Origin of the sequence: Mitsuaria sp. 7 (assembly GCF_001653795.1) — a bacterium.
GTDB lineage: Bacteria > Pseudomonadota > Gammaproteobacteria > Burkholderiales > Burkholderiaceae_C > Roseateles.
In genome coordinates, this window is record NZ_CP011514.1 from 2,312,140 (window position 1) to 2,338,089 (window position 25,950).

General features: G+C 67.4%; 22 protein-coding genes and 1 pseudogene. 11 read left to right on the top strand and 12 right to left on the bottom strand.

Annotated features, from left to right (window positions below; translation table 11 throughout):
* Window positions 1-7: 7 nt before the first annotated feature.
* Both ABE85_RS10295 and ABE85_RS10300 read right to left on the bottom strand, forming a co-directional pair.
* On the bottom strand, window positions 8-2,380 hold the full coding sequence (locus ABE85_RS10295; protein WP_082938510.1) for a DNA translocase FtsK: 2,373 nt from the start codon (window positions 2,378-2,380) through the stop codon (window positions 8-10).
* Between the two features lie 100 nt (window positions 2,381-2,480).
* Window positions 2,481-3,149 carry a Crp/Fnr family transcriptional regulator gene (locus ABE85_RS10300; protein WP_067273553.1) on the bottom strand — a complete coding sequence of 223 codons (669 nt, stop codon included), beginning with the start codon at window positions 3,147-3,149 and terminating at the stop codon, window positions 2,481-2,483.
* A gap of 192 nt (window positions 3,150-3,341) precedes the next feature.
* On the opposite strand from ABE85_RS10300, the gene trxB reads away from it, so the two are divergent.
* The 3 genes from trxB to rpmG all read left to right on the top strand — a co-directional run bounded on the left by trxB (window position 3,342) and on the right by rpmG (window position 4,988).
* Entirely contained in the window at window positions 3,342-4,301 is a 960-nt protein-coding gene (gene trxB, locus ABE85_RS10305; RefSeq protein ID WP_067273557.1) for a thioredoxin-disulfide reductase, read from the top strand.
* Window positions 4,302-4,561: 260 nt separating this feature from the next.
* Entirely contained in the window at window positions 4,562-4,795 is a 234-nt protein-coding gene (gene rpmB, locus ABE85_RS10310) for a 50S ribosomal protein L28 (RefSeq protein WP_067273559.1), read from the top strand.
* 22 nt (window positions 4,796-4,817) lie between these two features.
* A complete protein-coding gene (gene rpmG / locus ABE85_RS10315) occupies window positions 4,818-4,988 on the top strand; it encodes a 50S ribosomal protein L33 (protein ID WP_067273562.1) in 171 nt (56 codons plus the stop codon).
* 93 nt (window positions 4,989-5,081) lie between these two features.
* Here the strand turns inward: rpmG and ABE85_RS10320 are convergent, their stop codons facing one another.
* The 3 genes from ABE85_RS10320 to ABE85_RS10330 form a co-directional block, all read right to left on the bottom strand.
* Entirely contained in the window at window positions 5,082-5,600 is a 519-nt protein-coding gene (locus ABE85_RS10320; RefSeq protein ID WP_067273566.1) for a DUF3016 domain-containing protein, read from the bottom strand.
* 150 nt (window positions 5,601-5,750) lie between these two features.
* The gene (locus tag ABE85_RS10325) at window positions 5,751-6,962 is read right to left on the bottom strand and encodes a fatty acid desaturase (RefSeq protein ID WP_409072578.1); all 1,212 of its coding nucleotides are present in this window, start codon (window positions 6,960-6,962) and stop codon (window positions 5,751-5,753) included.
* A gap of 228 nt (window positions 6,963-7,190) precedes the next feature.
* Window positions 7,191-8,459, bottom strand: a complete 1,269-nt coding sequence (locus tag ABE85_RS10330) for an RsmB/NOP family class I SAM-dependent RNA methyltransferase (RefSeq protein ID WP_067273572.1) — start codon at window positions 8,457-8,459, stop codon at window positions 7,191-7,193.
* A gap of 72 nt (window positions 8,460-8,531) precedes the next feature.
* On the opposite strand from ABE85_RS10330, the gene ABE85_RS10335 reads away from it, so the two are divergent.
* On the top strand, window positions 8,532-8,810 hold the full coding sequence (locus ABE85_RS10335) for a DUF1653 domain-containing protein (RefSeq protein ID WP_067273576.1): 279 nt from the start codon (window positions 8,532-8,534) through the stop codon (window positions 8,808-8,810).
* A 16-nt stretch (window positions 8,811-8,826) separates the two neighbouring features.
* Window positions 8,827-9,477: a DUF1345 domain-containing protein gene (locus ABE85_RS10340; RefSeq protein ID WP_067273579.1), complete on the top strand. Its 651-nt coding sequence runs from the start codon at window positions 8,827-8,829 to the stop codon at window positions 9,475-9,477.
* A 3-nt stretch (window positions 9,478-9,480) separates the two neighbouring features.
* Here ABE85_RS10340 and purN read toward each other — a convergent pair whose 3' ends face one another.
* On the bottom strand, window positions 9,481-10,119 hold the full coding sequence (purN, locus tag ABE85_RS10345; protein ID WP_067273582.1) for a phosphoribosylglycinamide formyltransferase: 639 nt from the start codon (window positions 10,117-10,119) through the stop codon (window positions 9,481-9,483).
* Window positions 10,120-10,263: 144 nt separating this feature from the next.
* On the opposite strand from purN, the gene trpS reads away from it, so the two are divergent.
* From trpS to ABE85_RS10360, 3 genes are read left to right on the top strand one after another with little or no spacing between them, the layout of a single operon-like run.
* On the top strand, window positions 10,264-11,280 hold the full coding sequence (gene trpS, locus ABE85_RS10350) for a tryptophan--tRNA ligase (RefSeq protein ID WP_067273586.1): 1,017 nt from the start codon (window positions 10,264-10,266) through the stop codon (window positions 11,278-11,280).
* A 10-nt stretch (window positions 11,281-11,290) separates the two neighbouring features.
* Entirely contained in the window at window positions 11,291-11,746 is a 456-nt protein-coding gene (locus ABE85_RS10355) for a DUF3717 domain-containing protein (protein WP_067282370.1), read from the top strand.
* Complete coding sequence (locus ABE85_RS10360) at window positions 11,743-13,131, top strand: MATE family efflux transporter (RefSeq protein WP_067273589.1); 1,389 nt, start codon at window positions 11,743-11,745, stop codon at window positions 13,129-13,131. Before ABE85_RS10355 ends, ABE85_RS10360 begins: the two co-directional genes overlap by 4 nt.
* 32 nt (window positions 13,132-13,163) lie before the next feature.
* Here ABE85_RS10360 and ABE85_RS10365 read toward each other — a convergent pair whose 3' ends face one another.
* The 4 genes from ABE85_RS10365 to ettA form a co-directional block, all read right to left on the bottom strand.
* Window positions 13,164-14,687, bottom strand: a complete 1,524-nt coding sequence (locus ABE85_RS10365) for an ATP-binding protein (RefSeq protein ID WP_067273592.1) — start codon at window positions 14,685-14,687, stop codon at window positions 13,164-13,166.
* 13 nt (window positions 14,688-14,700) lie between these two features.
* The gene (locus tag ABE85_RS10370; RefSeq protein ID WP_067282373.1) at window positions 14,701-15,414 is read right to left on the bottom strand and encodes a response regulator; all 714 of its coding nucleotides are present in this window, start codon (window positions 15,412-15,414) and stop codon (window positions 14,701-14,703) included.
* Window positions 15,415-15,508: 94 nt separating this feature from the next.
* Window positions 15,509-16,246 carry a Spy/CpxP family protein refolding chaperone gene (locus ABE85_RS10375; RefSeq protein WP_082938512.1) on the bottom strand — a complete coding sequence of 246 codons (738 nt, stop codon included), beginning with the start codon at window positions 16,244-16,246 and terminating at the stop codon, window positions 15,509-15,511.
* A 61-nt stretch (window positions 16,247-16,307) separates the two neighbouring features.
* Window positions 16,308-17,972, bottom strand: a complete 1,665-nt coding sequence (gene ettA / locus ABE85_RS10380) for an energy-dependent translational throttle protein EttA (protein WP_067273599.1) — start codon at window positions 17,970-17,972, stop codon at window positions 16,308-16,310.
* A 206-nt stretch (window positions 17,973-18,178) separates the two neighbouring features.
* Here ettA and ABE85_RS10385 point away from each other — a divergent pair, with 206 nt between their 5' ends.
* Window positions 18,179-19,804 carry an ABC transporter substrate-binding protein gene (locus tag ABE85_RS10385; RefSeq protein ID WP_082939013.1) on the top strand — a complete coding sequence of 542 codons (1,626 nt, stop codon included), beginning with the start codon at window positions 18,179-18,181 and terminating at the stop codon, window positions 19,802-19,804.
* A 90-nt stretch (window positions 19,805-19,894) separates the two neighbouring features.
* Here ABE85_RS10385 and ABE85_RS10390 read toward each other — a convergent pair whose 3' ends face one another.
* A complete protein-coding gene (locus tag ABE85_RS10390; RefSeq protein WP_067270535.1) occupies window positions 19,895-21,007 on the bottom strand; it encodes an IS481 family transposase in 1,113 nt (370 codons plus the stop codon).
* Window positions 21,008-21,481: 474 nt separating this feature from the next.
* Window positions 21,482-21,871, bottom strand: a pseudogene (locus tag ABE85_RS10400) (hypothetical protein).
* A gap of 446 nt (window positions 21,872-22,317) precedes the next feature.
* Here ABE85_RS10400 and ABE85_RS10405 point away from each other — a divergent pair.
* Window positions 22,318-23,898 carry a DEAD/DEAH box helicase gene (locus ABE85_RS10405; RefSeq protein WP_082938513.1) on the top strand — a complete coding sequence of 527 codons (1,581 nt, stop codon included), beginning with the start codon at window positions 22,318-22,320 and terminating at the stop codon, window positions 23,896-23,898.
* Between the two features lie 110 nt (window positions 23,899-24,008).
* Entirely contained in the window at window positions 24,009-25,946 is a 1,938-nt protein-coding gene (gene mnmC, locus ABE85_RS10410) for an FAD-dependent 5-carboxymethylaminomethyl-2-thiouridine(34) oxidoreductase MnmC (RefSeq protein ID WP_067273602.1), read from the top strand.
* Window positions 25,947-25,950 lie beyond the last annotated feature (4 nt).

A 25,950-nucleotide genomic window follows, 5' to 3' on the forward strand; every position in this document is an offset into this window, starting at 1 on the left:
GTTCGGATCAGTCATCCCGCTTGGGCACGATGATGTCGCGGTTGCCGTTGGTGGCCATCGCCGAGACGACGCCGGACTTCTCCATCTGCTCCAGCAAACGGGCCGCCCGGTTGTAGCCGATGCGCAGATGTCTCTGCACCAGCGAGATCGACGCGCGCTTGTGCTGCAGCACGATGCCCACGGCCTGGTCGTACATCGGATCGGACTCGCCGTCGCCACCCGCCGTCAGGCCGGGCAGTCCGTCGCCGCCGCCATCGCCGTCGAGCACGCCGCCTTCCAGGATGCCCTCGATGTAGTTGGGCTCGCCCTGTTCCTTCAGGTATTCGACGACGCGATGCACCTCGTCGTCGCTGACGAACGCGCCGTGCACCCGCACCGGCAAACCGGTGCCCGAGGCCATGTAGAGCATGTCGCCCATGCCCAGCAGCGCCTCGGCCCCCATCTGGTCGAGGATGGTCCGCGAGTCGATCTTGCTGGACACCTGGAAGGACAGCCGCGTCGGGATGTTGGCCTTGATCAGGCCGGTGATCACGTCGACCGAGGGGCGCTGCGTCGCGAGGATCAGGTGGATGCCGGCCGCGCGCGCCTTCTGCGCCAGACGGGCGATCAATTCCTCGATCTTCTTGCCGACGACCATCATCAGGTCGGCCAGTTCGTCGATGACGACGACGATGTGCGGCAGCCGCTCCAGCGGCTCCGGCTCTTCCGGCGTCAGGCTGAACGGGTTGGGGATCTTCTCCTCGCGCTCGGCCGCGTCGGCGATCTTCTTGTTGAAGCCCGCGAGGTTGCGCACGCCCATCTTGGACATGAGCTTGTAGCGGCGCTCCATCTCGTTGACGCACCAGTTCAACGCGTTGCTGGCCTGCTTCATGTCCGTCACGACCGGCGCCAGCAGATGCGGGATGCCTTCGTAGACGCTCATTTCCAGCATCTTCGGATCGATCAGGATCAGGCGGACGTCGCGGGCCTCGGCCTTGTAAAGCACCGACAGGATCATCGCGTTGATGCCCACCGACTTGCCCGAGCCGGTCGTGCCGGCCACCAGGCAGTGCGGCATCTTGGCCAGGTCGGCCACCACCGGCAGACCGACGATGTCCTTGCCCAGGCCCATCGTCAGCGGCGACGCGGCGTCGGCGTAGACCTGGGAACCCAGGATCTCGGACAGCCGGATGGTCTGGCGGCGCGCGTTGGGCAACTCCAGCGCCATGTAGTTCTTGCCCGGGATCGTCTCGACCACGCGGATCGAGGTCAGGCTCAGCGAACGCGCCAGGTCCTTGGCCAGGCCCAGGATCTGCGAGCCCTTCACGCCGGTCGCCGGCTCGATCTCGTAGCGCGTGATCACCGGTCCCGGCGAGGCCGCCACCACCCGCACGTCGACGCCGAAGTCCTTCAACTTCTTCTCGATCATGCGGCTGGTCATTTCCAGCGACTCAGGCGTCACCGTCTCGATGCGTGGCGGCGGCGCATCCAGCAGGTCGACCTGCGGCAGCTTGGCATCCGTGGGGTCGGTGAACAGCGTCTGCTGGCGCTCCTTGATGACGCGCGTGGACTTCGGCACCTCGGCCACCGGCGGTTCGATGACGATCGGGATGTGATGCTCCTCCTCGACCAGGCGCTCGACCTCGACGACGGCTTCGCGCTCGCGCTTGGCTTCCTTGCCGACGCGCTTGTCCTCGGCGATCTCGCGGCGGACCTCGCGCTTCTCGATCAGGCGCTCGATCTTGGTTCCGATCTGCTCGGCCACGCGCAGCCAGGAGAACTTCAGCGCCAACGACACGCCGGCCACCAGCGCCGCGATCCACACGACGCCCGATCCCGCGAATCCCAGCAGCTTCATGCTGAACGGCCCCAGCAGGTAACCGAGCACACCCCCGGCATGCCCACCCGGCAGGTACACGTCCCAACGCCATAGGCGCGTCCATTCCAGCGAGCAGCTCGCGGCCATCAGCAGGACCACGCCGGCGATGGCGGGGAGCCGATCCTTGAGGGTGGGAATGGTCGAGCCGTCCGCGCGCAGCATGCGCGCCAGGGCGCTCAGCCAGGCGCGTAGCGACACCAGCATCAGCCACCAGCACGAGTAGCCGAAGCCGAACAGCATCAGGTCGGAGATCCACGCGCCCAGCGTGCCAACGCGATTGTGCGCCGGCCCGGAGGTGCCGGCGGTGCTGAATGCGGCGTCCACGCGGTCGTGGCTGACCATCGCTAGCAAGACCAGGCACCACACGAGCGCGCCGATCAGCAGCCACAGCGGCGTGCGCAGCGGACTGGGGGGCGCAGGCGGCGCGGCGGGCGCCGCGGCCTTCTTGGACTTGCGTGCCGGCGCGGGGCGCTCGGTCGGCGCGGCATCGTCACCGCCCAGCAGGGAACCGGGAAAACTCATTCCCCGATTGTGACGCACAAGCCCCGCGTCCCGGACGCGAGGCTCCCCGCCAAGGTGAAGAAACGTTGAAGCGTCGGCCGACGGCGCCTCACTGGGCGCCTCAGTCGTGCTGCAGGCGTTCCTTGATGACCACGGAGCCGTTCTCGAGCGTCTCGATGACGCCCTTGTCCTCCAGGTCCTTCATGACGCGGCTGACCATCTCGCGCGATGCGCCGACGACCTTCGCCATGTCCTGTCTGGACACCTTGCCGCGGATGATCTTCACGCCCTTCTCTTCTTCCGCCATGTCCAGCAGCGTGCGCGCGACGCGACCGTAGACGTCGAGCAGCGCGAGCGACTCGATCTGGCGGTCCGCGTTGCGCAGCCGCGCGACGAGGCCGCGCAGGATGCCGTAGGCCAGGCTCGACGAATCCGGCAATCCGCGCCCGAAATCGGCCCGACCCAGCACCAGCATGTCGGTCTGCACCTCGGCGCGCACCGTGGCCGAATGCGGCTCGTTGTCGATGAGGCTCATCTCGCCGACGTAGTCGCCCGGCTGCAGCACGGCGAGGATGACTTCGCGGCCGCGGCTGTCCGCGGTCAGCACGCGGGCGCGGCCGTTGAGCAGGATGAAGAGCGCGTTGGACTTGGTGCCCTGCTCGACGATCAGCTCGCCGCGTTTGAAGCGCCGTTTGACGACGCTGTCCGCGATGGACTGGGCCTGGTCGGCGGTCAGCAGGGAGAACAAGGGAACCCTGCGGATCAGATCCAAATTGGACAACATGGCCATGAAGGGGTGCCTCCTGTCGGGGGTTAGGGTCAATCGTGGAACTCAGGATGGCAGAGGGACCCGCCACCTAGAATGGATGCATTGTGCCAATTTGTTCACGCCTGTTCATAGGGTCAACGCCATAGGCCGCCCGTCGGTCCGCTTAGGCTGTCGTCCCTTGCGTCTGCTGAACGCATCCCCACCTCCCCCGTCATGAGCCAAAACACCCGCCACGCCCAACTGTTGATCCTCGGCTCCGGCCCCGCCGGCTACACCGCCGCCATCTACGCGGCGCGTGCCAACCTGAAGCCGCTTCTGGTGACGGGCATGGCGCAAGGGGGTCAGTTGATGACCACGACCGAAGTGGACAACTGGCCGGCCGACGTGATGGGCGTCCAGGGTCCGGAGCTGATGCAACGCTTCCAGGAACATGCCGAGCGCTTCCAGACCGAGATCGTCTTCGACCACATCAACAGCGTCGACTTCTCCAAGCGCCCGTTCACGCTGACCGGCGACAGCGCGGTGTACACGGCCGACGCAGTGGTGCTGGCCACCGGCGCTTCCGCGCAATACCTGGGACTGCCGTCGGAAGAATCGTTCATGGGTCGCGGGGTCAGTGCTTGCGCGACCTGCGACGGCTTCTTCTATCGCGAGCAGGAAGTCTGCGTCGTCGGCGGCGGGAACACCGCTGTCGAGGAGGCGTTGTACCTGTCCAACATCGCCAGCAAGGTCCACCTGATCCACCGTCGCGACAAGTTCCGCGCCGAGCCGATCCTGGTCGACAAGCTGATGGACAAGGTCAAGGCCGGCAAGATCGAGCTGCATGTCTTCCACACGCTGGACGAGGTGCTGGGCGACGCCAGCGGCGTCACCGGCGTGCGCATCAAGAGCACGCAGGACGGCGCGACCACCGACCTGAAGCTGCAAGGCTGCTTCATCGCGATCGGACACAAGCCCAACACCGACATTTTCCAAGGCCAGATCGAAATGAAGGACGGCTACATCCGCACGAAGAGCGGCCTGGAAGGCTTCGCCACCATGACGAGCGTGCCGGGCGTGTTCGCCGCTGGCGACGTGCAGGATCACGTGTATCGCCAGGCCATCACCAGCGCCGGTACCGGCTGCATGGCCGCATTGGATGCGCAGCGTTTCCTGGAGCAGGAATCGGCCTGATCCTTCGCGAGCGTCGCCGATCTGACGTTCGATCGAAGGGCGCTCGCCCTGAGACTGCCGACCGGCCCGCCTTTGCGCGGGCCGGTTCGTTTCTGCTACACTCTTCGTTTCCCCGCGCCATCAACCTGTGAAGGATCTTGACGCGAGGAAAGTGGGATACCGCCACCCTATGGCGAGGTGAGGCCGCCGCCCGCGGCTCGACAGCAAGGTCGAGACGATTGGGACGGTCGCCGGATGACGACAAGTATCGGAGTGTCCTCATGGCACGCGTCTGCGCAGTCACGGGCAAGAAGCCCATGGTCGGGAACAACGTTTCCCACGCCAACAACAAAACCAAGCGCCGGTTCCTCCCGAACCTGCAATACCGCCGTTTCTGGGTCGAGAGCGAAAACCGCTGGGTCCGTCTTCGCATCAGCAACGCAGGTCTGCGTCTGATCGACAAGAAGGGCATTGACGCCGTGCTGGCCGACCTGCGCTCGCGCGGTCAAGCCTAATCACTGAACCAGGAGCGACACCATGGCATCCAAAGGCGGACGCGAAAAGATCAAGCTGGAATCCACTGCCGGCACCGGTCATTTCTACACCACGAACAAGAACAAGAAGACCACGCCCCAAAAGCTGGAATTCATGAAGTTCGACCCCAAGGCACGCAAGCACGTGCTGTACAAGGAAACCAAGCTGAAGTGATTCAGCCCGGTCCTTGAAGAAGAAAACCCGCCTCTCGGCGGGTTTTTTCATGGGCGATCCGAAAGAGAGGCCGCCTCCGCAGCCCCACCGCAATCAGCGCGCGGGCGCCAGGTGCGCCTTGCCGAGCAGCTCGCGGGCCATCCAGTCGTCGATCATCTTCTTCTCGTAGCGCAGCGGCTCGGAGTCGAAGTAGCGGTTGCCGACGCCGTTCTGATAGTCCATGTCCTTCAGGTCCGCCTTGCCGGACTTCAGGACCTGACCGTTCTCGCTGAGCGTGTAGGTGAAGCTCATGCGCGGAATCGTCACCGATCGAAGGATGCGGAGCCGGTCCGTACGGACATGCGGCTCCACCTCACCCGCCAGGTCGACATCCGTCACGTCGATCTTGAGCTGCTTGCCGGGCAGCTCGCGCGCCGCGAGCGCCTTGAAGTGATCTTCCAGCTGCTTCATCGCGTTGTCGCGATCCACGCCGACCCAGCCGATGTCGGAGAAGCTCTCCGGCTTGATGAAGTTGACTTCCGCCTGCGCCTGAGCGGCCGCAGCGATCGCCCCCAGGCTCACGGTCGTCAGGCTGAGCAGCACAGCGCGCTTGAAAAAGGTCGAGGCCATCATGTCCATCTCCTTGTCTGAGAGTTCTGACAAATTATGGGCGCCGCCAAGAAAAAAGGCGCCCGGTAGGGGCGCCCTTTGCATTGCTTCATCTGCACCTGGGTGTCGGCCATCACTCTGGACGGCGACCCCGGCTCGATGAGTCACCTCCGATCAGACGCGCACCGTGCGCAAGCCCGTCGCGAAGGACTTCAGTTCAGCGATACCGCTTTCCTCGGCCTTGCGGCACCAGGCTTGCAGGTCGTGCACCAGCTGCTCGGCCGACACGTTCGTGCGGGTCCACAGCTGACGCAGCTCTTCCCGCATCGTCACCAGCTTGTCGAGCACCGGGCTCGCCGCGCGGGCGCCGTCCAGTTGCTCCTGGTACGCAGCCGGGATCTTCTCGGCGTCGCGATGCAGCCAACGTGTCGCCAGCTTGAACTGATGGAACTTGACGCTGTGCTGCTCGCCAGCCGCCTTCAACTGAAGCAGCTCGGCCTTGCAGGCGCCACGCAGACCGCGCGCATAACGCGCCATCACTTCATAGCGGTTGGCGATGATGGCTTCCAGCGTGTCCTTGTCGGCCACCGCCTTGAGTTCGCCCGTCTTGATCTGCGGCGCGGTCTTGCGAACCTTCGCCCAGCCGATCATTTCCATCGCACGGATGTAACCCCAGCCGATGTCGAACTCGAACGGCTTGACCGAGAACTTGGCCGACGTCGGGTAGGTGTGGTGATTGTTGTGCAGCTCTTCGCCGCCAATGATCACGCCCCACGGCGAGACGTTCGTCGACGCGTCCTGCGCCTCGAAGTTGCGATAGCCCCAGTAGTGGCCCACGCCGTTGATCACGCCAGCGGCCCAGAACGGGATCCAGGCCATCTGGATCGCCCACACGGCCATGCCCGCCACGCCGAACAGCGCCAGGTCGATGATCATCATCAGGGACACACCCCAGACCGAACGGCCGGTGTAGACCTGACGCTCGATCCAGTCGTCCGGCACGCCATGGCTGAACTTCTTGATCGTTTCCTCGTTCTTCGCCTCGGCGCGATACAGCTCGGCGCCACGCGTCATCACGGTCTTGATCCCGCGGGTGACCGGGCTGTGAGGATCGTCCTCGGTCTCGCACTTGGCGTGGTGCTTGCGGTGGATGGCCACCCATTCACGGGTGACCATGCCGGTCGTCAGCCACATCCAGAAGCGGAAGAAGTGCGACGGGATCGGGCCCAGATCGAGTGCCCGGTGCGCCTGGGCACGATGCAGGAAGATCGTCACGCCAGCAATGGTGATATGCGTGACCACCAGGGTGAAGACCACGATCTGCCACCAGTTGGCGCCGGTGAGGCCGTCGATCATCCACGCCAGGATGGCGTCGTGCACAGACATCAATACGTTCATTCGGTCCTAACCCTGCTCGCGAGGAGCCAGTTGTCCACAGGAAGCCCCCATTGTAGGCGACGCACTCTAGAAATCGCCCGGATGTAAGCGGCTTTCCCGCCTGTCTTTTGACGCTTCAGGACCGGAATGGCCTGAAGACGTGATTGATCGACGGCAATTTGTTCGCAGTCAGAAACAAGCATGGCCATCCGACCGTGACGAGCCTGGTCGACAGGCTTACTTTTTCCGTTCCCAGACCGCCGCGAAGAAGCCGTCACTCTGATGCCGATGCGGCCACAGGCGCAGATAGCCGTTCTCCGACAGTTGGGCCGCCTGGGACGCCTCGACCTGCGCGTGCGCCAGCACCTCCTGCGCAGGCACGAAGGTGAAGTCGGGATGGGCCTCGGCGAACGCCTGCGCGACCGATTCATTCTCGGCATCCAGCAGCGAACAGGTCGCGTAGACGAGGCGGCCTCCCGGCTTGAGCAGTCGCGACGCACTGTTCAGGATCGCCAGTTGCTTGTCGTGCAGTTCCAGGATGCCCGTCGGCGACTGGCGCCATTTCAGGTCAGGATTGCGGCGAAGCGTGCCCAGGCCAGAGCACGGCGCATCGACCAGCACGCGGTCGATCTTCCCGGCCAGACGCTTGACGCGCTCGTCGCGTTCATTGCTGATCTGCACCGGGTAGACGTTGGACAGCCCGCTTCGCGCCAGACGCGGCTTGAGCTTGTCGAGGCGATGCCCCGAGACATCGAACGCGTACAGCCGACCGGTGTTGCGCATCGCGGCGCCCAGCGCCAGGGTCTTGCCGCCGGCACCAGCACAGAAATCGACGACCATCTCCCCGCGCTTGGCTTCGGTGAGCAGGGACAGCAACTGGCTGCCCTCGTCCTGGACCTCGACCTGGCCGCTGGTGAAGACGTCCAGCTTCTGCAGTGCCGGCTTGCCTTCGAGCCGCAGGCCCCAGGGCGAGAACGGCGTCGGCGTCGACGCGAAGCCCTTCTCCTGGAGCGCGGCCTGCACGTCCTCGCGCTTGGCCTTCAGCAGATTGACGCGCAGGTCCAGCGGCGCCGGCACATTGACGGCATCCGCCAGTTGCCAGAACTGCTCGTCGCCCAGGCGTTTCTTCAGCGGGTCGACGATCCAGTCGGGCAGGTTGTGGCGGAGCTTCTCCGGCAGCTTGCTGCGGTCGACCTTCGCCACCTGCTTGAGCCAGTGCTGCTCTTCGTCGACGATCGCGGCGCGGAGGAAGGCGTCACTGCCGGCCCAGGCGAGGATCGCCAGCCGCCGGGACATCGGACCGCGGCCCGACTGGGCCAGATGCTGCAGCACCGGACGCTGGCGCAGCACCGCGTAGGCGGTCTCGGCGACGGTGTGGCGCTCGCGCTGGCCAAGCGCCTTGTGCGCGCGGAAGAAGTCGGAAACGAGGGTGTCGGCGGGCTTGTCGAACAGCAGCAGGCTGTCCACCAGTTCGGCGCAGAGTTCAAGAAGGGCATTAGGATGCATCGCCCGATTATCCCAGGCTCCGGGCCCAGGCCCGCGCCCTGCCCTGTTGCTGGCGCCACGACCCGTCTTTTCATGAGCAATTCCCACTCGACCCCGGACCCTTCGACGCATGGCGCCGGCGATCCGCTGCCCCCACTGCCCGAGGCGCCTGTCGGGCGCTACCGCCACTACAAGGGCGGCGAATACGAGGTCCGCGGCGTCGTCCGCCACAGCGAGACCCTGGAGCCCCTCGTGCTCTACGTGCCGCTCTACAACGACAGCGGCCTGTGGGTGCGTCCCTACGACATGTTCTTCGGCACCGTCGAGATCGACGGCGTGACGCAGCCTCGCTTCGCCCGGATCCCGGGCTGATCGCCGGCTGACCCCCATGCCCTTGCTGCACCAGATCAAGCGCCGTCCTCGCCTGTTGATCGGCGCGGCCACCGGCGCCCTGCTGGCCGCCGCCTGGCCCGTCGACCTGGCGTGGCACACCCGTGCGCTGCTGGGCTGGAGCGCCGGCGTCTGGACCTACCTCGTGCTCATCGGCTGGATGATGTTCCGGACCGACCCGGAAGACGTCGAGGAGCAGGCGCGCGCCGTCGCGGACAGCGCGCCGACGGTGCTGGTGCTGGCGATCCTCGGCGGCGCCGCAAGCATGGCGGCGATCGCGCTGGAACTGGCGCAGGTGAAAGAGTCCGGCCTGCTGCAGGCGTGGCCCCATCTGCTCGTGGCATCGGCAACGCTGACGGGCTCGTGGCTGTTGCTGCCGGTGGAGTTCGGCCTGGCGTATGCGTCGCTGTTCCACTGCGGCCCGAAGGCGCCGCACGGGCTGGAGTTCCCCGGCGATGAGGACGCCCCCGACTACCTGGATTTCTTCTACTTTGCAGCAACGGTCGCCGCGACCTCGCAGACCTCGGACGTCGTCGTCAGTGCGCGACCGATCCGGCGGCTGGTGCTGGTGCAGGCGATTCAAGCCTTCGTATTCAACACCGTGGTGCTGGCGCTGACGATCAACTTCCTCGCCGGCATGCTGGGGTGAGCGTCAGCTGAACATCTGCGGCTCGCCGCCGCGATGGTGGACGCGGGCGCCCTCGGTCGAGAGCTGCCCTTCAACGAACCAGCGCACGGCGGTGGGGTACATGCGGTGCTCCAGCTTGAGGATACGCGCCGCGAGGGAAGCCTCGTCATCGCCGTCCAGCACCGGCACGACGGCCTGCGCGACGATCGGCCCGTGGTCCAGTTCCGCCGTCACGAAGTGCACCGTGGCGCCCGCCACACGACAGCCTGCCTCGATCGCGCGCTGGTGCGTGTGCAGTCCCGTGAAGGCCGGCAACAGCGACGGATGGACGTTGAGCATGCGACCCGCATAGTGGCCGGTGAACGCCGGCGTCAGGATGCGCATGAACCCGGCCAGCACCACCAGATCGGGCGCGAAGCCGTCGACGACGCGCTGCAGTTCCGCGTCGAAGGCGGTGCGCGCGGCATCGCCCTTGCCGAAGGCCTTGTGGTCGACGACGGCGGTGGCGACGCCTTGCGCCCGCGCAAATTCAAGCCCTGCGGCGTCCGGCCGGTTGCTGATCACCGCGGCGATGCGGGCCGGCCATCCGCCGGCGGCGCAGGCCTGGACGATGGCCTCCATGTTGGAGCCTCGCCCGGAGATCAGGATCACGATGTTCTTCATGGGCCGGCAGTGTAGCCAAGGGCATGGCCATGACCGCCGTCGACCGGGCCGCGGCTCCCTACAATCGCCCTCCCGCCATCGCACGGCCGACCTCGTCCCGAGACCGCCGCGCGCCGGCGCGGCCACCGCCTCCAGCCCTCCGCCATGACCGACCATCCCACCCTCACCCCGCGCCAGCGCGTGCTGTCCGGCATGCGCCCGACCGGCGCGCTGCACCTCGGCCACTATCACGGCGCGCTGAAGAACTGGGTGCGGCTGCAGGAAGCCTACGACTGCTTCTTCTTCGTCGCCGACTGGCACGCGCTGACGACGCATTACCAGCACCGCGAGGGCCTGGAGCAGAGCGTCTACGACATGGTCGTCGACTGGCTGGCGGCCGGCATCGACCCGGAGCAGGCGACGCTGTTCATCCAGAGCCGCATGCCGGAGCACGCCGAGCTGTTCACGCTGCTGGCCATGAGCACGCCGTCGAGCTGGCTGGAGCGGATGCCGAGCTACAAGGACCTCGTCGCCGAAAACCGCGAGCTGGCGACCTACGGCTTCCTCGGCTACCCGCTGCTGCAGGCGGCCGACATCCTGATCTACAAGGCGGCCTTCGTGCCGGTCGGCGAGGACCAGGCGCCTCACGTCGAAGTGACGCGCGAGGTCGCGCGCCGCTTCAACCACCTCTACCGGCAGCCGTCGACGCCGCTGTTCCCGGAACCGCAGGCGCTGATGACCGAGACCTCGCGCTTGCCCGGCCTGGACGGCCGCAAGATGAGTAAGACCTACGGCAACGCCATCGGCATGCGCGATGCGCCGGAAGTGGTCGCCGACAAGGTGCGCAAGATGCAGACCGACCCGCAGCGTGTGCGCCGCGGCGATCCGGGCGAGCCGGAGCGCTGCCCGGTCTGGGCGCTGCACAAGGTCTACGCCGACAGCGACACGCGCGCCTGGGTCGAATCCGGCTGCCGCAGCGCGGGCATCGGCTGCCTGGACTGCAAGGAGCCGCTGATCGAGGCGATCCACGATGAACAGGCCCCGTGGCGCGCCCGCGCCGACGAGCTGCTCGCCGATCCGAAGAAGGTCCACTGGATCGTCGAGGTCGGCACCGAACGTGCCCGCGCGGTGGCCCGCAAGACCTTGCGCGAGGTGCGTGGCGCGATGGGCATCGACTACTGAGATGGACGAGATGGCAGGCATCCACATCACCGACATCGAATCCGCCATCAACTGGTGGCGCCAGCGCTCACCGGGCGACGGCGTGACGCTGGGCCCGGAGTTGCGCGCGCTGGCGGAGGTGTACGCGCTGATGGTCTTCCATCGCGAGACCGAGTGCGACGAGGACTCGATGCCGCCGCGCGCGCTCGAGGCCTGGATGCGCTGGTATGACACGACGCCGGACGCGCCCTGCATCGCGATCTGCTCGACCAGCCAGGGCGACGAACTCTGCAAGGGCTGCGGACGCAGCTTCGACGAGGTGCAGAACTGGCCGGTGCTCACGCCCGGAGAGAAACGCGCGACCTGGCGGCGCATCACGATCGAAGGCACGGCGTGGCGTTTCAACCGTTATTCGGAACGGGCGATCGAGCTGCGCAACGCCGCCGGCAACAGCGCCCAGGAGCCGGCCGACAAGGACTCCGCTTGAGCGCTGCGCTCCACGGCCGGCTCGCGAGCCTGCGGCAGATCCTGCCGCTCGCGTGGCCCGTGTTCATCGGGCAACTCGCGGTGCTGGCGTACTCGACGATCGACACCCTCCTCGTCGCCCGTCACTCCGCGATCGACCTCGCCGCGCTGGCGGTGGGCTCCGCGGTCTACACCTCGGTGTTCGTCGGCCTGATGGGCGTGGTGCTGGCGATCTCGCCGGTGGCCGGGCAGCTCTTCGGCGCCAGACGCATGGCCGAAGCCGGCGACAGCCTGCATCAGGCCGCGTGGCTGGCGCTGGCGCTCACGGTCGTCGGCGAACTGATCCTGTGGTTCCCGCAGCCCTTCCTCGCCATCTCCCAGGTCAGTCCCGAGATCGCCGCCAAGATCCGCGACTACCTGCGCATGCTGGGCATCGCGCTGCCGGCGGCCTTGCTGTTCACCGCCTACCGCGGCTTCAACACGGCGGTGTCACGACCGAAGGCGGTGATGGCGCTGCAGATCGGCGGCCTGCTCTTGAAATTCCCGGCCAGCGCGCTGCTGATCGGCGGATTCACGCTGGGGCCCTTGCACGTGCCGCCGCTGGGCGCCGTCGGCTGCGCGATCGCGACGGCGCTCGTCATGTGGAGCCAACTGCTGATCGCGCTGGCCGTGCTGCGGCGCGATCCGTTCTACGCCGCGTTCGGCTTCGCCCGCAGCGGCCTGCATCGCCCGCGCAAGGAGACCTTGCTGCGGCTGCTGAAGCTCGGCGTGCCGATGGGCGCGTCCGTGCTGATCGAGGTGACCGGCTTCACCTTCATGGCGATCTTCATCGCGCGGCTGGGCACGACGCCGGTGGCGGGACACCAGCTCTGCGCCAACCTCGTCGCCATGATGTTCATGCTGCCGCTGTCGCAGGCGAATGCCTGCAGCACGCTCGTGGCGCAGGCGATGGGCGCGCGCGACTACGCGGCGGCGCGCCGGCTGGGCTGGCATGGGTTGGAGATCGCGCTGGCGATCGCGTTCGTGCTCGGCGGCGTGGTCTTCTCGTTGCGCGAGCAAGTGCTCGGGCTCTACACGAGCAACGCCGCCGTCATCGCCGCCGCCCTGCCCCTGCTGGGCTGGCTGTGGCTCTTCCACGTGTCCGACGCCGGCCAGACCGTGGCCGCCTTCGTGCTGCGCGCCCATCACATCGCGACCGTGCCGATGCTGATCTACGCGTTCGCGATCTGGGGACTCGGCCTCGGTGGTGGGTACTGGCTGGCCTTCGGCGATCACGCCGTCGCGCTGCCCGCGATCATGCAGGGCGCGATGGGCTTCTGGAGCGCCGCGTCGGTGGGGCTCGCGGCGGCAGCGATCGGGCTCAGCATCCTGCTGGCCCTCGTGCATCGCCGCGAGATTGGCCGTTGAAGTACCGGGCGTGGAATGCCGGCCGCTGAATTTCAGCCCGCTGCGTTCAGCGGCAGAGTGATGACGAAGCAGCTGCCGCCGCCTTCGCGCGCGTCGCAGCGCACCGTGCCCTGGTGGGCCGTCGCGATCTGCTTCACGAGGCTCAGACCCAGCCCGACACCGCCCGACACCTCGGCATGGCCGGGCAGTCGGAAAAAGGCTTCGAAGATCCGCTCCCGCATCGGCTCCGGCACGCCGGGGCCGCGATCGCAGACCTGCAGTTCGATGCGGGTCTCCCCCGCGCGGCGCAGCTTCAACTCGACCACCGGACCGCCATAGCGGCGCGCGTTCTCGAGCAGGTTGCGCAGCGCCCGGCGCAGCAGACGTTCGTCGCCATCGAGCGTCAGCCGCTCGATGCCCTCCTCGATCTCCAGTTCGGCGTCTCCCTGCGCGGCCGCTTCGGCTGCGAGCGCCAGCAGATCGACCGGCTCCAGCCGCAAGGACTTGGCGCCGCCTTCGAGCCGGCTGGCCAGCAGCACTTCCTCGACGAGCGCGTCCAGCTCCACGATGTTGGTGTTGATCTCCTGCCCCAGCCGCGCGCGTTGCGCCGGCGACGCGTCGTCCAGCATCGAGAACGCCATCTTCAGCCGGGCCAGCGGCGAGCGCAGTTCGTGGCTCGCGTTGGCCAGCAGGCTCTTCTGCGATCTCAGCAGGGCCTCGATCTGCTCGGCGGCGCGGTTGAAACTGGTCGCCAGCGCGGCGACCTCGTCCTTGCCGTTGTCCTGCACGCGGAAGCTCAGGTCGCCGGAGCCGAACTGCTCGACACCGGACTTCAGGGATTCGAGCCGGCGCGTCAGCCGGCGCACCACCGGATAGGCCCCGACGGCCACCGCCACGAACAGCACCGCCAGCAGCACGGCCAGCGCTTCGCCGCTAGGTCTCGGGATCCAGCCCGGCAGCCAGGACCCGTTGGCCGCGTCCTCGCGACGTTGCTGCTCCAGGCGATCCAGCATGCGCTGGCGCATCTGCTCGACCTCGGGCCGCGGCTCGCGGCGAATGGGATCGCGCGCGTCACTCGGCGGCGCGCCGTCGCCGAAGGGATCGCGGCGCTCGCGCGGTATCCGATGCGGACCACTGGCGGCGCGGGCATCGGCTTCGAGCTTGTCCTGACCCATCGGTCCCGACGCGCCAGGCGGACGGGCCAGACGCAGGAACAGGAGATGCCGGCCGTCGTCCAGCGGCACGCGCTGTACGCGCGAACCGGGGAGGTCCTCGCGGCGCTCGAACAGCGGCGAGGCGCCGATGCGGCGTCCGCGCGAATCCTCCAGCGCCAGCGCCATGCGCAGGCGCTGACCCCAGTCCTCGACGGCATCGGCCTGCTCGTCCGTCGACGCCGTGACCGGCGGCAACGCGCGCTGCACCAGCACCGCGAGCGCCACCAGGCGCTCCGACGCGGCCTGCTCGAAGGTGCCGCGCTCCTGCTCGATGCGCCCCTGGAAGAGCCACGCCGAGCCGAGCGCAAACGCCAGCAACACCACCACGACGGTGATGTAGATGCGCAGGTACAGCGCCTTCACCGCGTCGCAGCCTTCATTCGAGGCCTTCGGCGTCCTGCTTGCGTGCGAACACGTACCCCGCGCCGCGCACCGTCAGCACGCGTCTCGGGTTCTTGGCGTCGTCCTCGATGACCGAGCGGATGCGCGAGATGTGCACGTCGATCGAACGGTCGAAGGCTTCGAGCGGATGGCCCTTCAACGCGTCCATGATCTGGTCGCGGGAGAGCACCCGGCCCGGGCTCTGCGCCAGGACGACCAGCAGGTCGAACTGGTGGCTCGTCAGGTCGCAGGCATTGCCGTCCAGGCGCACCTGGCGCGCGGCCAGATCGATCTCCAGGCGGCCGAAGCGCAGCACCTCGTCGCCCATGGCCTGCGGCTCGGTGCGGCGCAGCAGCGCCTTCACGCGGGCCTGCAGCTCACGGGGTTCGAAGGGCTTGGGCAGGTAGTCGTCCGCGCCCAGTTCCAGGCCGAGGATGCGATCCATCGGCTCGCCGCGCGCCGACAGCATCAGCACCGGCAGGCGGCGCCAGCGCTTGTCGCTGCGCAGCTGGCGGCAGAACTCGAGGCCGTCGCCGTCGGGCAGCATCAGGTCCAGGACCAGCAGTTCGAACTGGCCGGCCTCGAGCTCGGTGCGGCCCTGCGCCAGCGAACCGGCGAAGCTGACGTCGAAGCCGGCGCTGCTGAGGTAGTCGCCCAGCATGGCGGTGAGCCGGGCGTCGTCGTCGATCAGGAGCAGTCGTGGGTTCATCGGGCGTTGCGGTGCAGCCACCGACCGGGCCGGATCGGCCAGGCCGCGCGCCGCGGACTCATCGAAAGACTGAAGCATAGCCGGCCTCGTACGTTCAGCGGTCAGTGAAAGGCTTCGGGACAGGGTTGTCCTGATTGGCCGCGCGACGCTCCTTCGACCGTTCGGCACGGTCCTTCATGCGTTCCTTCATCTTGTCGCGCTGCTGGTTCTTCAGCTGGGCGATCTTGGCGCGCTGCTCGGGGGACAGGACCCGCGATGCGTCGATCATCGCCAGCGTGATGCGCTTGGACTCGACATCGTGCGCGGCGTGCATCTGCTGGCGCACCTGTTCGACGGCGTTGGCATCAACGGTGGGCGCGGTGAACAGCGCCTGCATGCGCTCGTGCAACTGGCGCTCGGTGTCGCGCTGGGGCTTCAGGTCCGTGCGCGCGGCTTCGAAGATCTGCTTGATCTGCGCCTGCTGCGCGTCGGTGACGCCGGCGTCCTTCAGCAGCTTGCCGTGCATCGGGCCCATGGCGCCAAAACCACCGGGACCGCCGGGGCCGCCGAAGTCCGGCCCACCGCGGCGCATGCCATGCGGCGGGGGCGGCGGTGCGTCGCCGGGGGCGGGCTGGGCGTGCGCCGCCAGGGCGGCCACGCTCATCGTCGCGGCCAGGGCCAGCATCTTGAGGGGGCGGGAGAAGCTCTTGACCATCTCGGAATCTCCAAATCGTTCTGGGGTGAGGAAATGGTCGGCGGCGCGCGTCAATTGGCCGTGGGCGGGCCGTAAAGATTCGTGAAATGAATCGGTGCCAATGAAAAACGCCCGCGGCGCCTCTTGAAATCGAGACATCGCGGGCGCCTGGCAAGACCTGCCCCAGAGGAGCGGTCCCGTGGGCTGGGAGCCGTGGGAATTAAGCGATCGGCTTGAAACGGACGCGCTTCGGGCGCGCGCCTTCTTCGCCGAGGCGGCGCTTCTTGTCAGCTTCGTACTCGTGGAAGTTGCCGTCGAAGAAGAACCACTGCGAGTCACCTTCGCAGGCCAGGATGTGCGTGCAGATGCGGTCCAGGAACCAGCGGTCATGGGAGATCACCATGGCCGAGCCGGCGAACTCCAGCAGCGCCTCTTCCAGCGCGCGCAGGGTTTCGACGTCCAGGTCGTTCGACGGTTCGTCGAGCATCAGCACGTTGCCGCCCTGGGCCAGGGTCTTGGCCAGGTGCAGACGGCCGCGCTCACCGCCGGACAGCTGACCGACCATCTTCTGCTGATCGTTGCCCTTGAAGTTGAAGCGGCCGATGTAGGCGCGCGACGGCATCACGAACTTGCCGACGATGATGTTGTCCAGACCGCCCGAGACGTCTTCCCACACGGTCTTGTTGGCGTCCAGGCTCTGGCGGCTCTGGTCGACGAAGGCCAGCTTGGCCGTCTTGCCGATCTTCACCGTGCCGCTGTCCGGCGTCTCGACGCCCTGGATCATGCGGAACAGCGTCGACTTGCCGGCGCCGTTCGGGCCGATGATGCCGACGATCGCACCGGGCGGGACCTTGAACGACAGGTTGTCGATCAGCACGCGGTCGCCGAAGGACTTGGTCACGCCTTCGAACTCGATGACTTCATTGCCCAGGCGCTCGGCCACGGGGATGAAGATCTCGTTGGTCTCGTTGCGCTTCTGGTATTCGACGTCGCTCAGTTCCTCGAAGCGGGCCAGACGCGCCTTGCTCTTGGCCTGGCGGCCCTTGGCGTTCGAGCGCACCCACTTCAGTTCTTCCTTCATCGCCTTGGCGCGGGCGTCCTCGGACTTCTGCTCCTGCTCCAGGCGGCGCTCCTTCTGGTCCAGCCAGTCGGAGTAGTTGCCCTTCCAGGGGATGCCGTGGCCGCGGTCCAGTTCCAGGATCCACTCGGCGGCGTTGTCCAGGAAGTAGCGATCATGGGTGATGGCCACCACGGTGCCGGGGAAGCGCGACAGGAACTGCTCCAGCCACTCGACAGATTCGGCGTCCAAGTGGTTGGTCGGTTCGTCCAGCAGCAGCATGTCGGGCTTGGACAGCAGCAGGCGGCACAGCGCGACGCGGCGCTTCTCGCCGCCGGACAGCACGCCGATGTTGGCGTCCCACGGCGGCAGGTTGAGCGCGTCGGCGGCCAGTTCCAGCTGCAGGTCGGTGTTCTCGGAGCCGGCCGCGGCGATGATCGCCTCCAGCTCGCCCTGCTCGGCGGCCAGCGCGTCGAAGTCGGCGCCGTCCTCGGCGTACGCGGCGTAGACCTCGTCCAGGCGCTTCTTGGCGGCCAGCACACCGCCAATGCCTTCCTCGACCGCTTCACGCACGGTCTGGTCCGGATTCAGGTGGGGCTCCTGCTCCAGGTAGCCGATCTTGATGCCGGGCATCGGGATGGCTTCACCCTCGATCTCCTTGTCGACGCCGGCCATGATCTTCAGCAGCGTGGACTTGCCCGAGCCGTTCAGGCCGAGCACGCCGATCTTGGCGCCGGGGAAGAAGGACAGCGAGACGTTCTTGAGGATGTGGCGCTTCGGAGGAACCGTCTTGTTGACGCGGTTCATCGAAAAGACGTATTGAGCCATGGCGATGGGTCTTCAGCGTTTCGTGGGTTGACCTGGGGCTCGGACCGCCCGTCGCAGCGGATGCGGCGACGGGTTTGACAGGGGGCCGGAGCCTGCATGGGCGGCGAGGCGCCCGGGCAATAGTCGTGCATTGTCGCAGCTTCCGCCGGTGCCCATAAACTCGACGGCCCTTCCCGCCCCTTCCGGTTTCTTCAGAGATGACCACCATGCTGTTCCGTTCCATCTCGCGCACCGTTTCGGTTCGTTCGCGCACAGTCGGCGCCTTGGCCGCGCTCCCGCTCACGATGGCCCTCATCGTGGGCAGCGCGCAGGCGCAGACGCTGCGCTGGGCCAGCCAGGGCGACATGCAGACGGCCGACCCGCATTCGCAGAACGAGATCGTCACCAACGCGATGAACGGCCAAGTCTATGAGCGCCTGGTGTCGCGCGACCGCGACCTCAACCTGGTGCCGGGTCTTGCCACCGAGTGGACGCAGCTCAAGCCGACGCTGTGGCGGCTGAAGCTGCGTCAGGGCGTGAAGTTCCAGGACGGCACGCCGTTCACGGCGGACGACGTCGTGTTCTCGATCAACCGGGCGAAGGATCCGTACTCGCAGATCAGCGTCTACGCGCAGGCGGTCGGCACGCCCAAGAAGATCGACGACTTCACGGTCGAGTTCCAGCTCGACAAGGTCAATCCGATCTTCCTGCAGCACCTGGACACGCTGTTCATCATGAGCCGCAAGTGGTGCGAGCAGCACAACGTCGCCAAGCCGCAGAACTTCAAGGACAAGCAGGAGACCTACGCCGCCACGCATTCGAACGGCACCGGTCCGTACGCGATGGTGGCCCGCGAGCCCGGCATCCGCACCACCTTCAAGCGCAACCCGACCTGGTGGGGCAAATTCGACGGCAACGTGCAGGACGCCGTCTACACGCCGATCGCCAATGACGCGACCCGGCTGGCCGCGCTGGTGTCGGGCGAGATCGATTTCGTGCTCGACCCGTCGCCGCGCGACATCCCCAAGCTGAAACAGACGGCGCAGGTCAAGGTCCAGGAAGGCCCCGAGAACCGCATCGTCTTCATCGGCATGGACCAGTCGCGCGACAAGCTGCTGTACGGGAAGGTGGCCGGCGACAAGAACCCGTTCAAGGACCTGCGGGTGCGCCAGGCGCTGTACCAGGCGATCGACATCAACACGATGCGCGCCAAGCTGATGAACGGCCTGAGCCTGCCCACCGGCGGACTGACGCCCTCGCCGCTGGGCGCTTTCAGCGACCCGCAGTTGGAGACGCGTCTGCCCTTCGACCTGGCCGCGGCGCGCAAGCTGATGGCCGACGCCGGCTACGCCAACGGCTTCGAGGTGACGCTGGACTGCACCAACAACCGCTACATCAACGACGAGCGCATCTGCCTGGCGCTGGCGTCGATGTGGGCGCAGCTCAAGGTGAAGGTCAGCGTCAACGCGCAGCCGCGCGTGCTGATGTTCCCCAAGCTGGAGAAGCTCGACACCAGCCTCTACCTGTACGGCTGGGGCGGCAGCATCACCGATGCGGAAGTCGCGATGACGCCGCTGATGCGCAACCGCGGCGAGAAGTCGGTCGGCCAGTACAACTTCGGCAACTGGCGCGACGACAAGTTCGACCAGCTCGCCGCCGCGTCCAGCGAGGAAGCCGATCCGAAGAAGCGCGAGGAGCTGATCAAGGCCGCGCTGCGCGAGTTCCGCGCGCAGACGCACCTGATCCCGCTGCACCGCCAGATGATCCCGTGGGCGACGCGCGCCAACGTGACGGTGATCCACCGCCCCGACAACTGGTTCGAACTGCGCTGGGCCTCCGTCGCCCCGAAGTAAGCCACTCGGAACTCCCTCTCCCGCTTGCTGTATGGACCGAGGACATGGGTGACAGGTGTGCCAGGACATGGGTAACAGGTCAGGTCCAGGTTAGTCAGCCTGGCACAGGTCAATCATGCGTACTTTTTGATGGCAGAAGAAGACATCGAAGCTGCCATCAAGATCCAGGTGAGGTCGTAGGGCTACAGGCTGGCCGATGAGGCCTCTGCCGACGCGGTAGGTGTTGCCTTTGAAGGCGATCCGTCCACCGTATCCGACCCGGCGCACGATGGCGCCATCGCCATATTCGACGGGCCGCAAAGAGCTTGGCATCGAGCGCGGGCTGGCCGCGTAGCGGCTGGCTGGCGTGTCCATGCCCAGCGCTTGATGCGGGCGCTTGGCGTTGTACAGATGCCGCCACTGGATGAAGTGGTGCTGGGCATCGTCCAGGTCCTTGAAGTGCCGACTGGCCAGCAACTCGGCTTTCAGGGTGCGATGGAATCGCTCGTCCTTGCCGTTGGTCTGAGGATGCATCGGTCGGCTGTGGCTCAACCGCACTCCCAAGCGAATCAGCCAGACGCCCAGCTCGGTGAGTGCTCCGCGCGTCGGCGAGCCCCAGGGCGGACCGTTGTCGGCGTTGATGCGCTCAGGCAGCCCATAGCGCTCAAAGGCGCGCTGCAGCACCGGCTGCACGGACTCTAGCCGCTCGTTACTCAGCGCTTGCAGCACGATGTTGAAGCGCGAGTGATCGTCCAGCACGGTCAGCGGATGGCAGCGCTCAGTGTCGGTGGCGAAGTGGCCCTTGAAGTCCATCTGCCACAGTGCATTGGGCGTCTCGTGCTCGAAGCGCTGCCATGCCGTCGCGGCCTGGCTTGCTGCCGGGTCGATCAGGCCGTTTCGGCGCAGCACCCAGTTGGCTGTGCTGGCTGCTACGTGCACACCATGATCGCGCGCCAGCACCTTCGCGATCTTGCGACCGCCCCAAGCAGAACATTCGGCCCGCACTGCAAGCACCTGCGCCTGCAGCTGTTCGGGCGTACGAGTCGGCGAGGTGTGTGGTCGCCGAGATCGATCCTCGAGATCGTCTCGGCTGAGCCACTTGTAGCCTGTCTTGCGGCTGATCCCGCTGCGTCGACATAGCTCGCTGATATTGGCGCCAGGCTGTCGGGCCAGTCGAACAAATTCCTCTCGTTGATCCTTCACGGTGTCTTGGCTCCAGGGCAACTTCGTCCTCCCGCTGACTAGGCGGGAAAAGTGTCACCCATGTCCTGGCACGCCTGTTACCTATGTCCTCGGTCCATACAGCKWGCGGGAGAGGGMCGGGGGTSAGGGCCAKCGGCCGTCTCAGTGCATCAGCGSRMTGGYGGATCGRWCAGRYASCSRAKGCYTGMGCACMGTGCGGATCARCGGCGWGCKCGGAWYGTCKTSCASCWKCKSCCKSASCCGYGRSAGCSACTGCRGGTSCRYCKWCYGCWGCCAGCGCSRTSASCCCKTCGCCGCRMGCYMGSWGCAGCAGSTCSWAGGCSTTGCAGCACGMTGTSCKTGSCGCTSACRRGMAMGCGSRTCWGCAKCKTGYRTTCGGTCGTCTCGACGACMTGSACSMCGCAGAACCCGSCCGKCCCAATGRGCGGAGCYKKYGCRTCATSGTGSTCGMGCTTGWMGCGGCMGWWCRTYAGCACCKGCMGCSTGMAGTCGMCCTCACRGGGCMKCAACMGYGCCTTGATGCGMKSCTGSARCTSSYGCGKSTCCMCGTYCTKGRMGRGSWYCKCGATSMRCCMYTGCAGCKSSAKSRCCAGCACGTCGTTCGAGCGTGCTGTCGTGCTGCAGCAGCACGATCACCGGCATCCGCGAGCGCTGTCTCAACCGGGTGAGCGCGCTCCAGCCCGCCTCGCGGGCATCGCTGGGATCGATGAGGGCGAGGTCCACCGGCAGCAGCGGCACGCGATCCAGCAGGGCGGCCTCGGCGCTGTCGGTGACGCGGAAGCCCCAGGCCCTCAACAGGCCGGCGAATCGCAGGCGCGCATGCGGGTCGGGGTCCAGCAGCAGCAGATGGGTGCCGGCGGCAGGATCGGGAAACAGGGCGCTCATGACGATGGGACAAGTGGACACATTGGCGCAAGACTATGCCGCTGCAATCGCGTCTGAACCCCGATCAGCACGGGCCTCACCGCCCTTTTTACCCACGGTTTACCGCACTGAAACACGGCTGCGGAGACCGACACGATTGCCTGAGCGAGGCCTGTCACCCAGCTTGCTGGAAGCTGTCCGGAACACCCCTTTGGGCGCCCTCCGACGCATCCGTTCGCTCAAGGCGATGGCCGGCTTCTCCTCGCCCGTCGTAGGACGCGCCGAACCAATCGCTCACAAGGGTGACAGACCCCGTCAGCTACAATGACCCCATCGCCGCGGCTCAGTCTTGCCGCGGCTTTATCTTTTGAGCTCACGCTCTCCCACGGCAGCCGAAGACTGGCGCCAGCTCTCACCGGGCCGGCGTGCTGCACACAAAGCCCGTTCGGGCACCAAAAAAGCAGCTTATGAGTTTTGACGCATTGGGGCTCTCCCAGCCCCTGCTCCGCGCGATCGCCGATGCCGGCTACTCGACCCCCACCCCCATCCAGAGCCAGGCGATCCCCGCCGTGCTGACCGGCGGCGACCTGCTGGCCGGCGCTCAGACCGGTACCGGCAAGACCGCCGGTTTCACCCTTCCCCTGCTGGAGCGCCTCTCGGCCGGCAAGCCCGTGCGTGACGCCAAGGGCCGTCCCGCGATCCGCGCGCTGGTGCTGACGCCGACCCGCGAACTCGCCGCCCAGGTCGAGGAAAGCGTGCGCACCTACGGCAAGTACCTGCCGCTGACCAGCATGGTGATGTTCGGCGGCGTCGGCATGAATCCGCAGATCAGCCAGCTGCGCAAGGGCGTGGACATCCTGGTGGCGACGCCGGGCCGTCTGCTGGACCACGCGCAGCAAGGCACGCTGGACCTGTCCAAGGTCGAGATCCTGGTGCTGGACGAAGCCGACCGCATGCTCGACATGGGCTTCATCCACGACATCAAGAAGGTGCTTGCGCTGCTGCCGGCCAAGAAGCAGAGCCTGCTGTTCTCCGCGACCTTCAGCGACGAGATCAAGGCGCTGGCCGACCGCCTGCTGGACAAGCCGGGCCTGATCGAGGTCGCGCGCCGCAACGCGACGGCCGACACGATCGCGCAGCGCATCCACCCGGTCGACCGCGACAAGAAGAAGGAACTGCTGGCCCATCTGATCACGAAGAACGACTGGCACCAGGTGCTGGTGTTCACGCGGATGAAGCACGGCGCGAACCGCCTGGCCGAGTACCTGGACAAGTCGGGCATCACCGCGATGGCGATCCACGGCAACAAGAGCCAGGGCGCGCGCACCAAGGCGCTGGCCGAGTTCAAGAGCGGCGACCTGAAGGTTCTGGTCGCGACCGACATCGCCGCGCGCGGCATCGACATCGACCAGCTGCCGCACGTCATCAACTACGAGCTGCCCAACGTCGCTGAAGACTACGTGCACCGCATCGGCCGTACCGGCCGCGCGGGCGCGCAGGGCGAGGCGCTGTCGCTGGTGTGCGTTGACGAGGAAGGTTTCCTGCGCGAGATCCAGAAGCTGATCAAGCGCGAGATCCCGCGCGAGGTCGTGCCAGGCTTCGAACCGGATCCGAACGCCAAGGCCGAACCCATCGTGCTGGGCCGGATGGTCCTGAACGGCGGCCTGGGCAAGTCCTCGGGCTCGCCGCGTCCGGCGGGCGGCGGTGGCGGTGGTGGCCGTCGCGGTGGGGGTGGCGGTGGCGGCGGTGGCGGTGGCCGTTCGCAAGGCCAGGGCGGTCGTCCGCAGGGCGGCGGCCAGGGCCAGGGTCAAGGTCGTCCGGCGCAGGGTGCGCAAGGCGGCGGCCAGAGAGCCGGCGGTCAACCGCAAGGTCAGCGCCAAGGACAAGGCCAGGGCGGACAAGGTCAAGGCCAGCGTCAGGCGCAAGGCCAGGGCCAAGGCGGGCAACGCCAGGGTCAAGGCCAAGGTCAGGGCCAAGGCAGCCGTCACGGCAGCCAGGGCAACCGTCCGGCAGGCGCGGCGCTGACGCGTCCGAAGTCGAACTCCTGATCCCGGACTTCCCGTGATGCAACGGCGCCCTCAGTGGCGCCGTTGTCGTTTCCGCGCTTCCCGCCTCTGCGCGGGCCGCATTCGGCATACTCGCAGCCACGCCCAGCCCCATGAAGACCGCGCCCATCATTCCGGCCCGCGTCGATTTCTCCGGCGCCGTCCCGAGCGCGCCCGATTTCGGCGACCTCTACCACGCTCCGTTCGGCGCGTTCGCGCAGGCTCGGCAGGTGTTCCTCGACGGCAATGGCCTGCCGGGCCGATGGGCGGGGCGGCGGCGCTTCGTCCTCCTCGAAACGGGCTTCGGACTGGGCAACAACTTCCTCGCCACCTGGGCCGCCTGGCGCGACGATCCGGCACGTTGCGAGCGGCTGGTCTTCCTCAGCATCGAGAAGCATCCGCTGACGCGGGCCAACCTGGAGCGCGCGCAGGCGAGCTCGCCGGAGCCGGCGCTGGCCCAGCAACTGGTCGAGGCCTGGCCGGCGCTCACGCCGAACCTGCACACGCTGGACTTCGACGGCGGGCGCGTCAGACTGATGTTGGCGTTCGGCGACGCGCGCGATTGGATGCCGGAGCTGGTGGCCTCGGTGGATGCCTTCTTCCTCGATGGCTTTGCGCCGGCGAAGAATCCGGACCTGTGGGACGACACCGTCCTGAAGCAGGTTGGCCGACTGGCCGCACCCGGCGCCACGGCGGCCACCTGGAGCGTCGCCCGCAGCGTGCGCGACGGATTGACCGCGGCGGGATTCGAGGTCGAGAAGCGACCCGGCTCCGGCGGCAAATGGCAGACGACGGTGGCGCGTTTTGCGCCCCGGCACCGGCCGCCGGTGCCGCCGGGCCGCCTGCCCATCGCGCCGGAGGCCAGGGACGTCCTGGTCATCGGCGCCGGCTTGGCGGGCGCGGCCTGCGCGCGGGTGCTGACGCGAGAGGGTCTGCGCGTCACGGTGCTCGAAGGCGGCGCGACGACCGCAGCCCAGGCCTCCGGAAATCCGGGGGGACTCTTCCACGGCACGCTCCACGCGGAAGACGGTCCGCACGCCCGCTTCAGTCGCGCCGCGGCGCTCGCGACCGAGCGCGAGCTACGCCGCGTCACGCCCGCCCTGCCCTGGCTGCAATGGGGCCTGCTGCGCGTCGAGCGGGATCCCGAGGGTCTTGCATCGATGCGAACGCTGCTGTCACGCAGCGGGCTGCCCGCCGACTACGTCCAGGCCCTGAGCGCCGAGGAGGCGAGCGCCAAGGCGGGTCTGACCTTGACTCAACCCGCCTGGTTCTTCGCGGGCGGCGGCGCCGTCTCGCCGCCGGCGCTCATCGCCGCATGGCTCGCCGGAGCGGCGCAAGCCGAGGGCTTCCAACTGCGTCTGAACGCGCCCGTCGCGGCCCTGAAACGCGATGCGACGAGCGGCCGGTGGTCTGCCATGAACCCGGCTGGCGAAGTCCTCGCCACGGCCGACGCAGTGGTGCTGTGCGGCGGCATCGACAGCGGCGCCCTGGCTTCCGGATGGACAGCCGGGCCTGCGTGGCCCTGGGGTTCGCAGCGCGGGCAACTGAGCGGCATGCCGCAAGACCTGACACCGCCGAGGCTGGCGATGCCTGTGGCAGGGCTGGGTTATGCGCTCAGCCTCCCCGACGGCGCGCTGTGCTTTGGCGCGAGCACCGATGCCGGCGACATGGACCCCGCCTTGCGGGCGTCGGACCATGCCCAGAACGTCGACCGGCTGCGATCGCTGCTGCCGTCGGAGACGATCCCGGAGGACATGCCGCTGGCTGGTCGCGTCGGCTGGCGCAGCCTGGTGCCGGACCGTCTCCCGATCGTGGGCGCACTGCCGGCCGAGAGGCCCGAGCGTCGCGCCGAGCAGGCCCGCTTCTGGCCTCGTCAGCCGGGGCTGATGGTGGTGGGCGCCCTCGCCTCGCGCGGGATCACCTGGGCGACACTGTGCGCCGAGCTCGTCGCCGCGCAGCTCACCGGCGCGCCCTGGCCGGTGGAGACGAGCCTCGCGGAAGCCCTCGACCCAGCCCGCTTCGCCGCCAAGGCGCACCGGGCCACGACGTAGCGCG

Coding starts and splice junctions, on each gene's coding strand:
- ABE85_RS10295 (WP_082938510.1), bottom strand. CDS start 2,380: ATGAGTTTTCCCGGTTCCCTGCTGGGCGGTGACGATGCCGCGCCGACC.
- ABE85_RS10300 (WP_067273553.1), bottom strand. CDS start 3,149: ATGGCCATGTTGTCCAATTTGGATCTGATCCGCAGGGTTCCCTTGTTC.
- trxB (WP_067273557.1), top strand. CDS start 3,342: ATGAGCCAAAACACCCGCCACGCCCAACTGTTGATCCTCGGCTCCGGC.
- rpmB (WP_067273559.1), top strand. CDS start 4,562: ATGGCACGCGTCTGCGCAGTCACGGGCAAGAAGCCCATGGTCGGGAAC.
- rpmG (WP_067273562.1), top strand. CDS start 4,818: ATGGCATCCAAAGGCGGACGCGAAAAGATCAAGCTGGAATCCACTGCC.
- ABE85_RS10320 (WP_067273566.1), bottom strand. CDS start 5,600: ATGATGGCCTCGACCTTTTTCAAGCGCGCTGTGCTGCTCAGCCTGACG.
- ABE85_RS10325 (WP_409072578.1), bottom strand. CDS start 6,962: ATGTCTGTGCACGACGCCATCCTGGCGTGGATGATCGACGGCCTCACC.
- ABE85_RS10330 (WP_067273572.1), bottom strand. CDS start 8,459: ATGCATCCTAATGCCCTTCTTGAACTCTGCGCCGAACTGGTGGACAGC.
- ABE85_RS10335 (WP_067273576.1), top strand. CDS start 8,532: ATGAGCAATTCCCACTCGACCCCGGACCCTTCGACGCATGGCGCCGGC.
- ABE85_RS10340 (WP_067273579.1), top strand. CDS start 8,827: ATGCCCTTGCTGCACCAGATCAAGCGCCGTCCTCGCCTGTTGATCGGC.
- purN (WP_067273582.1), bottom strand. CDS start 10,119: ATGAAGAACATCGTGATCCTGATCTCCGGGCGAGGCTCCAACATGGAG.
- trpS (WP_067273586.1), top strand. CDS start 10,264: ATGACCGACCATCCCACCCTCACCCCGCGCCAGCGCGTGCTGTCCGGC.
- ABE85_RS10355 (WP_067282370.1), top strand. CDS start 11,291: ATGGCAGGCATCCACATCACCGACATCGAATCCGCCATCAACTGGTGG.
- ABE85_RS10370 (WP_067282373.1), bottom strand. CDS start 15,414: ATGAACCCACGACTGCTCCTGATCGACGACGACGCCCGGCTCACCGCC.
- ABE85_RS10375 (WP_082938512.1), bottom strand. CDS start 16,246: ATGTCTCGATTTCAAGAGGCGCCGCGGGCGTTTTTCATTGGCACCGAT.
- ettA (WP_067273599.1), bottom strand. CDS start 17,972: ATGGCTCAATACGTCTTTTCGATGAACCGCGTCAACAAGACGGTTCCT.
- ABE85_RS10385 (WP_082939013.1), top strand. CDS start 18,179: ATGCTGTTCCGTTCCATCTCGCGCACCGTTTCGGTTCGTTCGCGCACA.
- ABE85_RS10405 (WP_082938513.1), top strand. CDS start 22,318: ATGAGTTTTGACGCATTGGGGCTCTCCCAGCCCCTGCTCCGCGCGATC.
- mnmC (WP_067273602.1), top strand. CDS start 24,009: ATGAAGACCGCGCCCATCATTCCGGCCCGCGTCGATTTCTCCGGCGCC.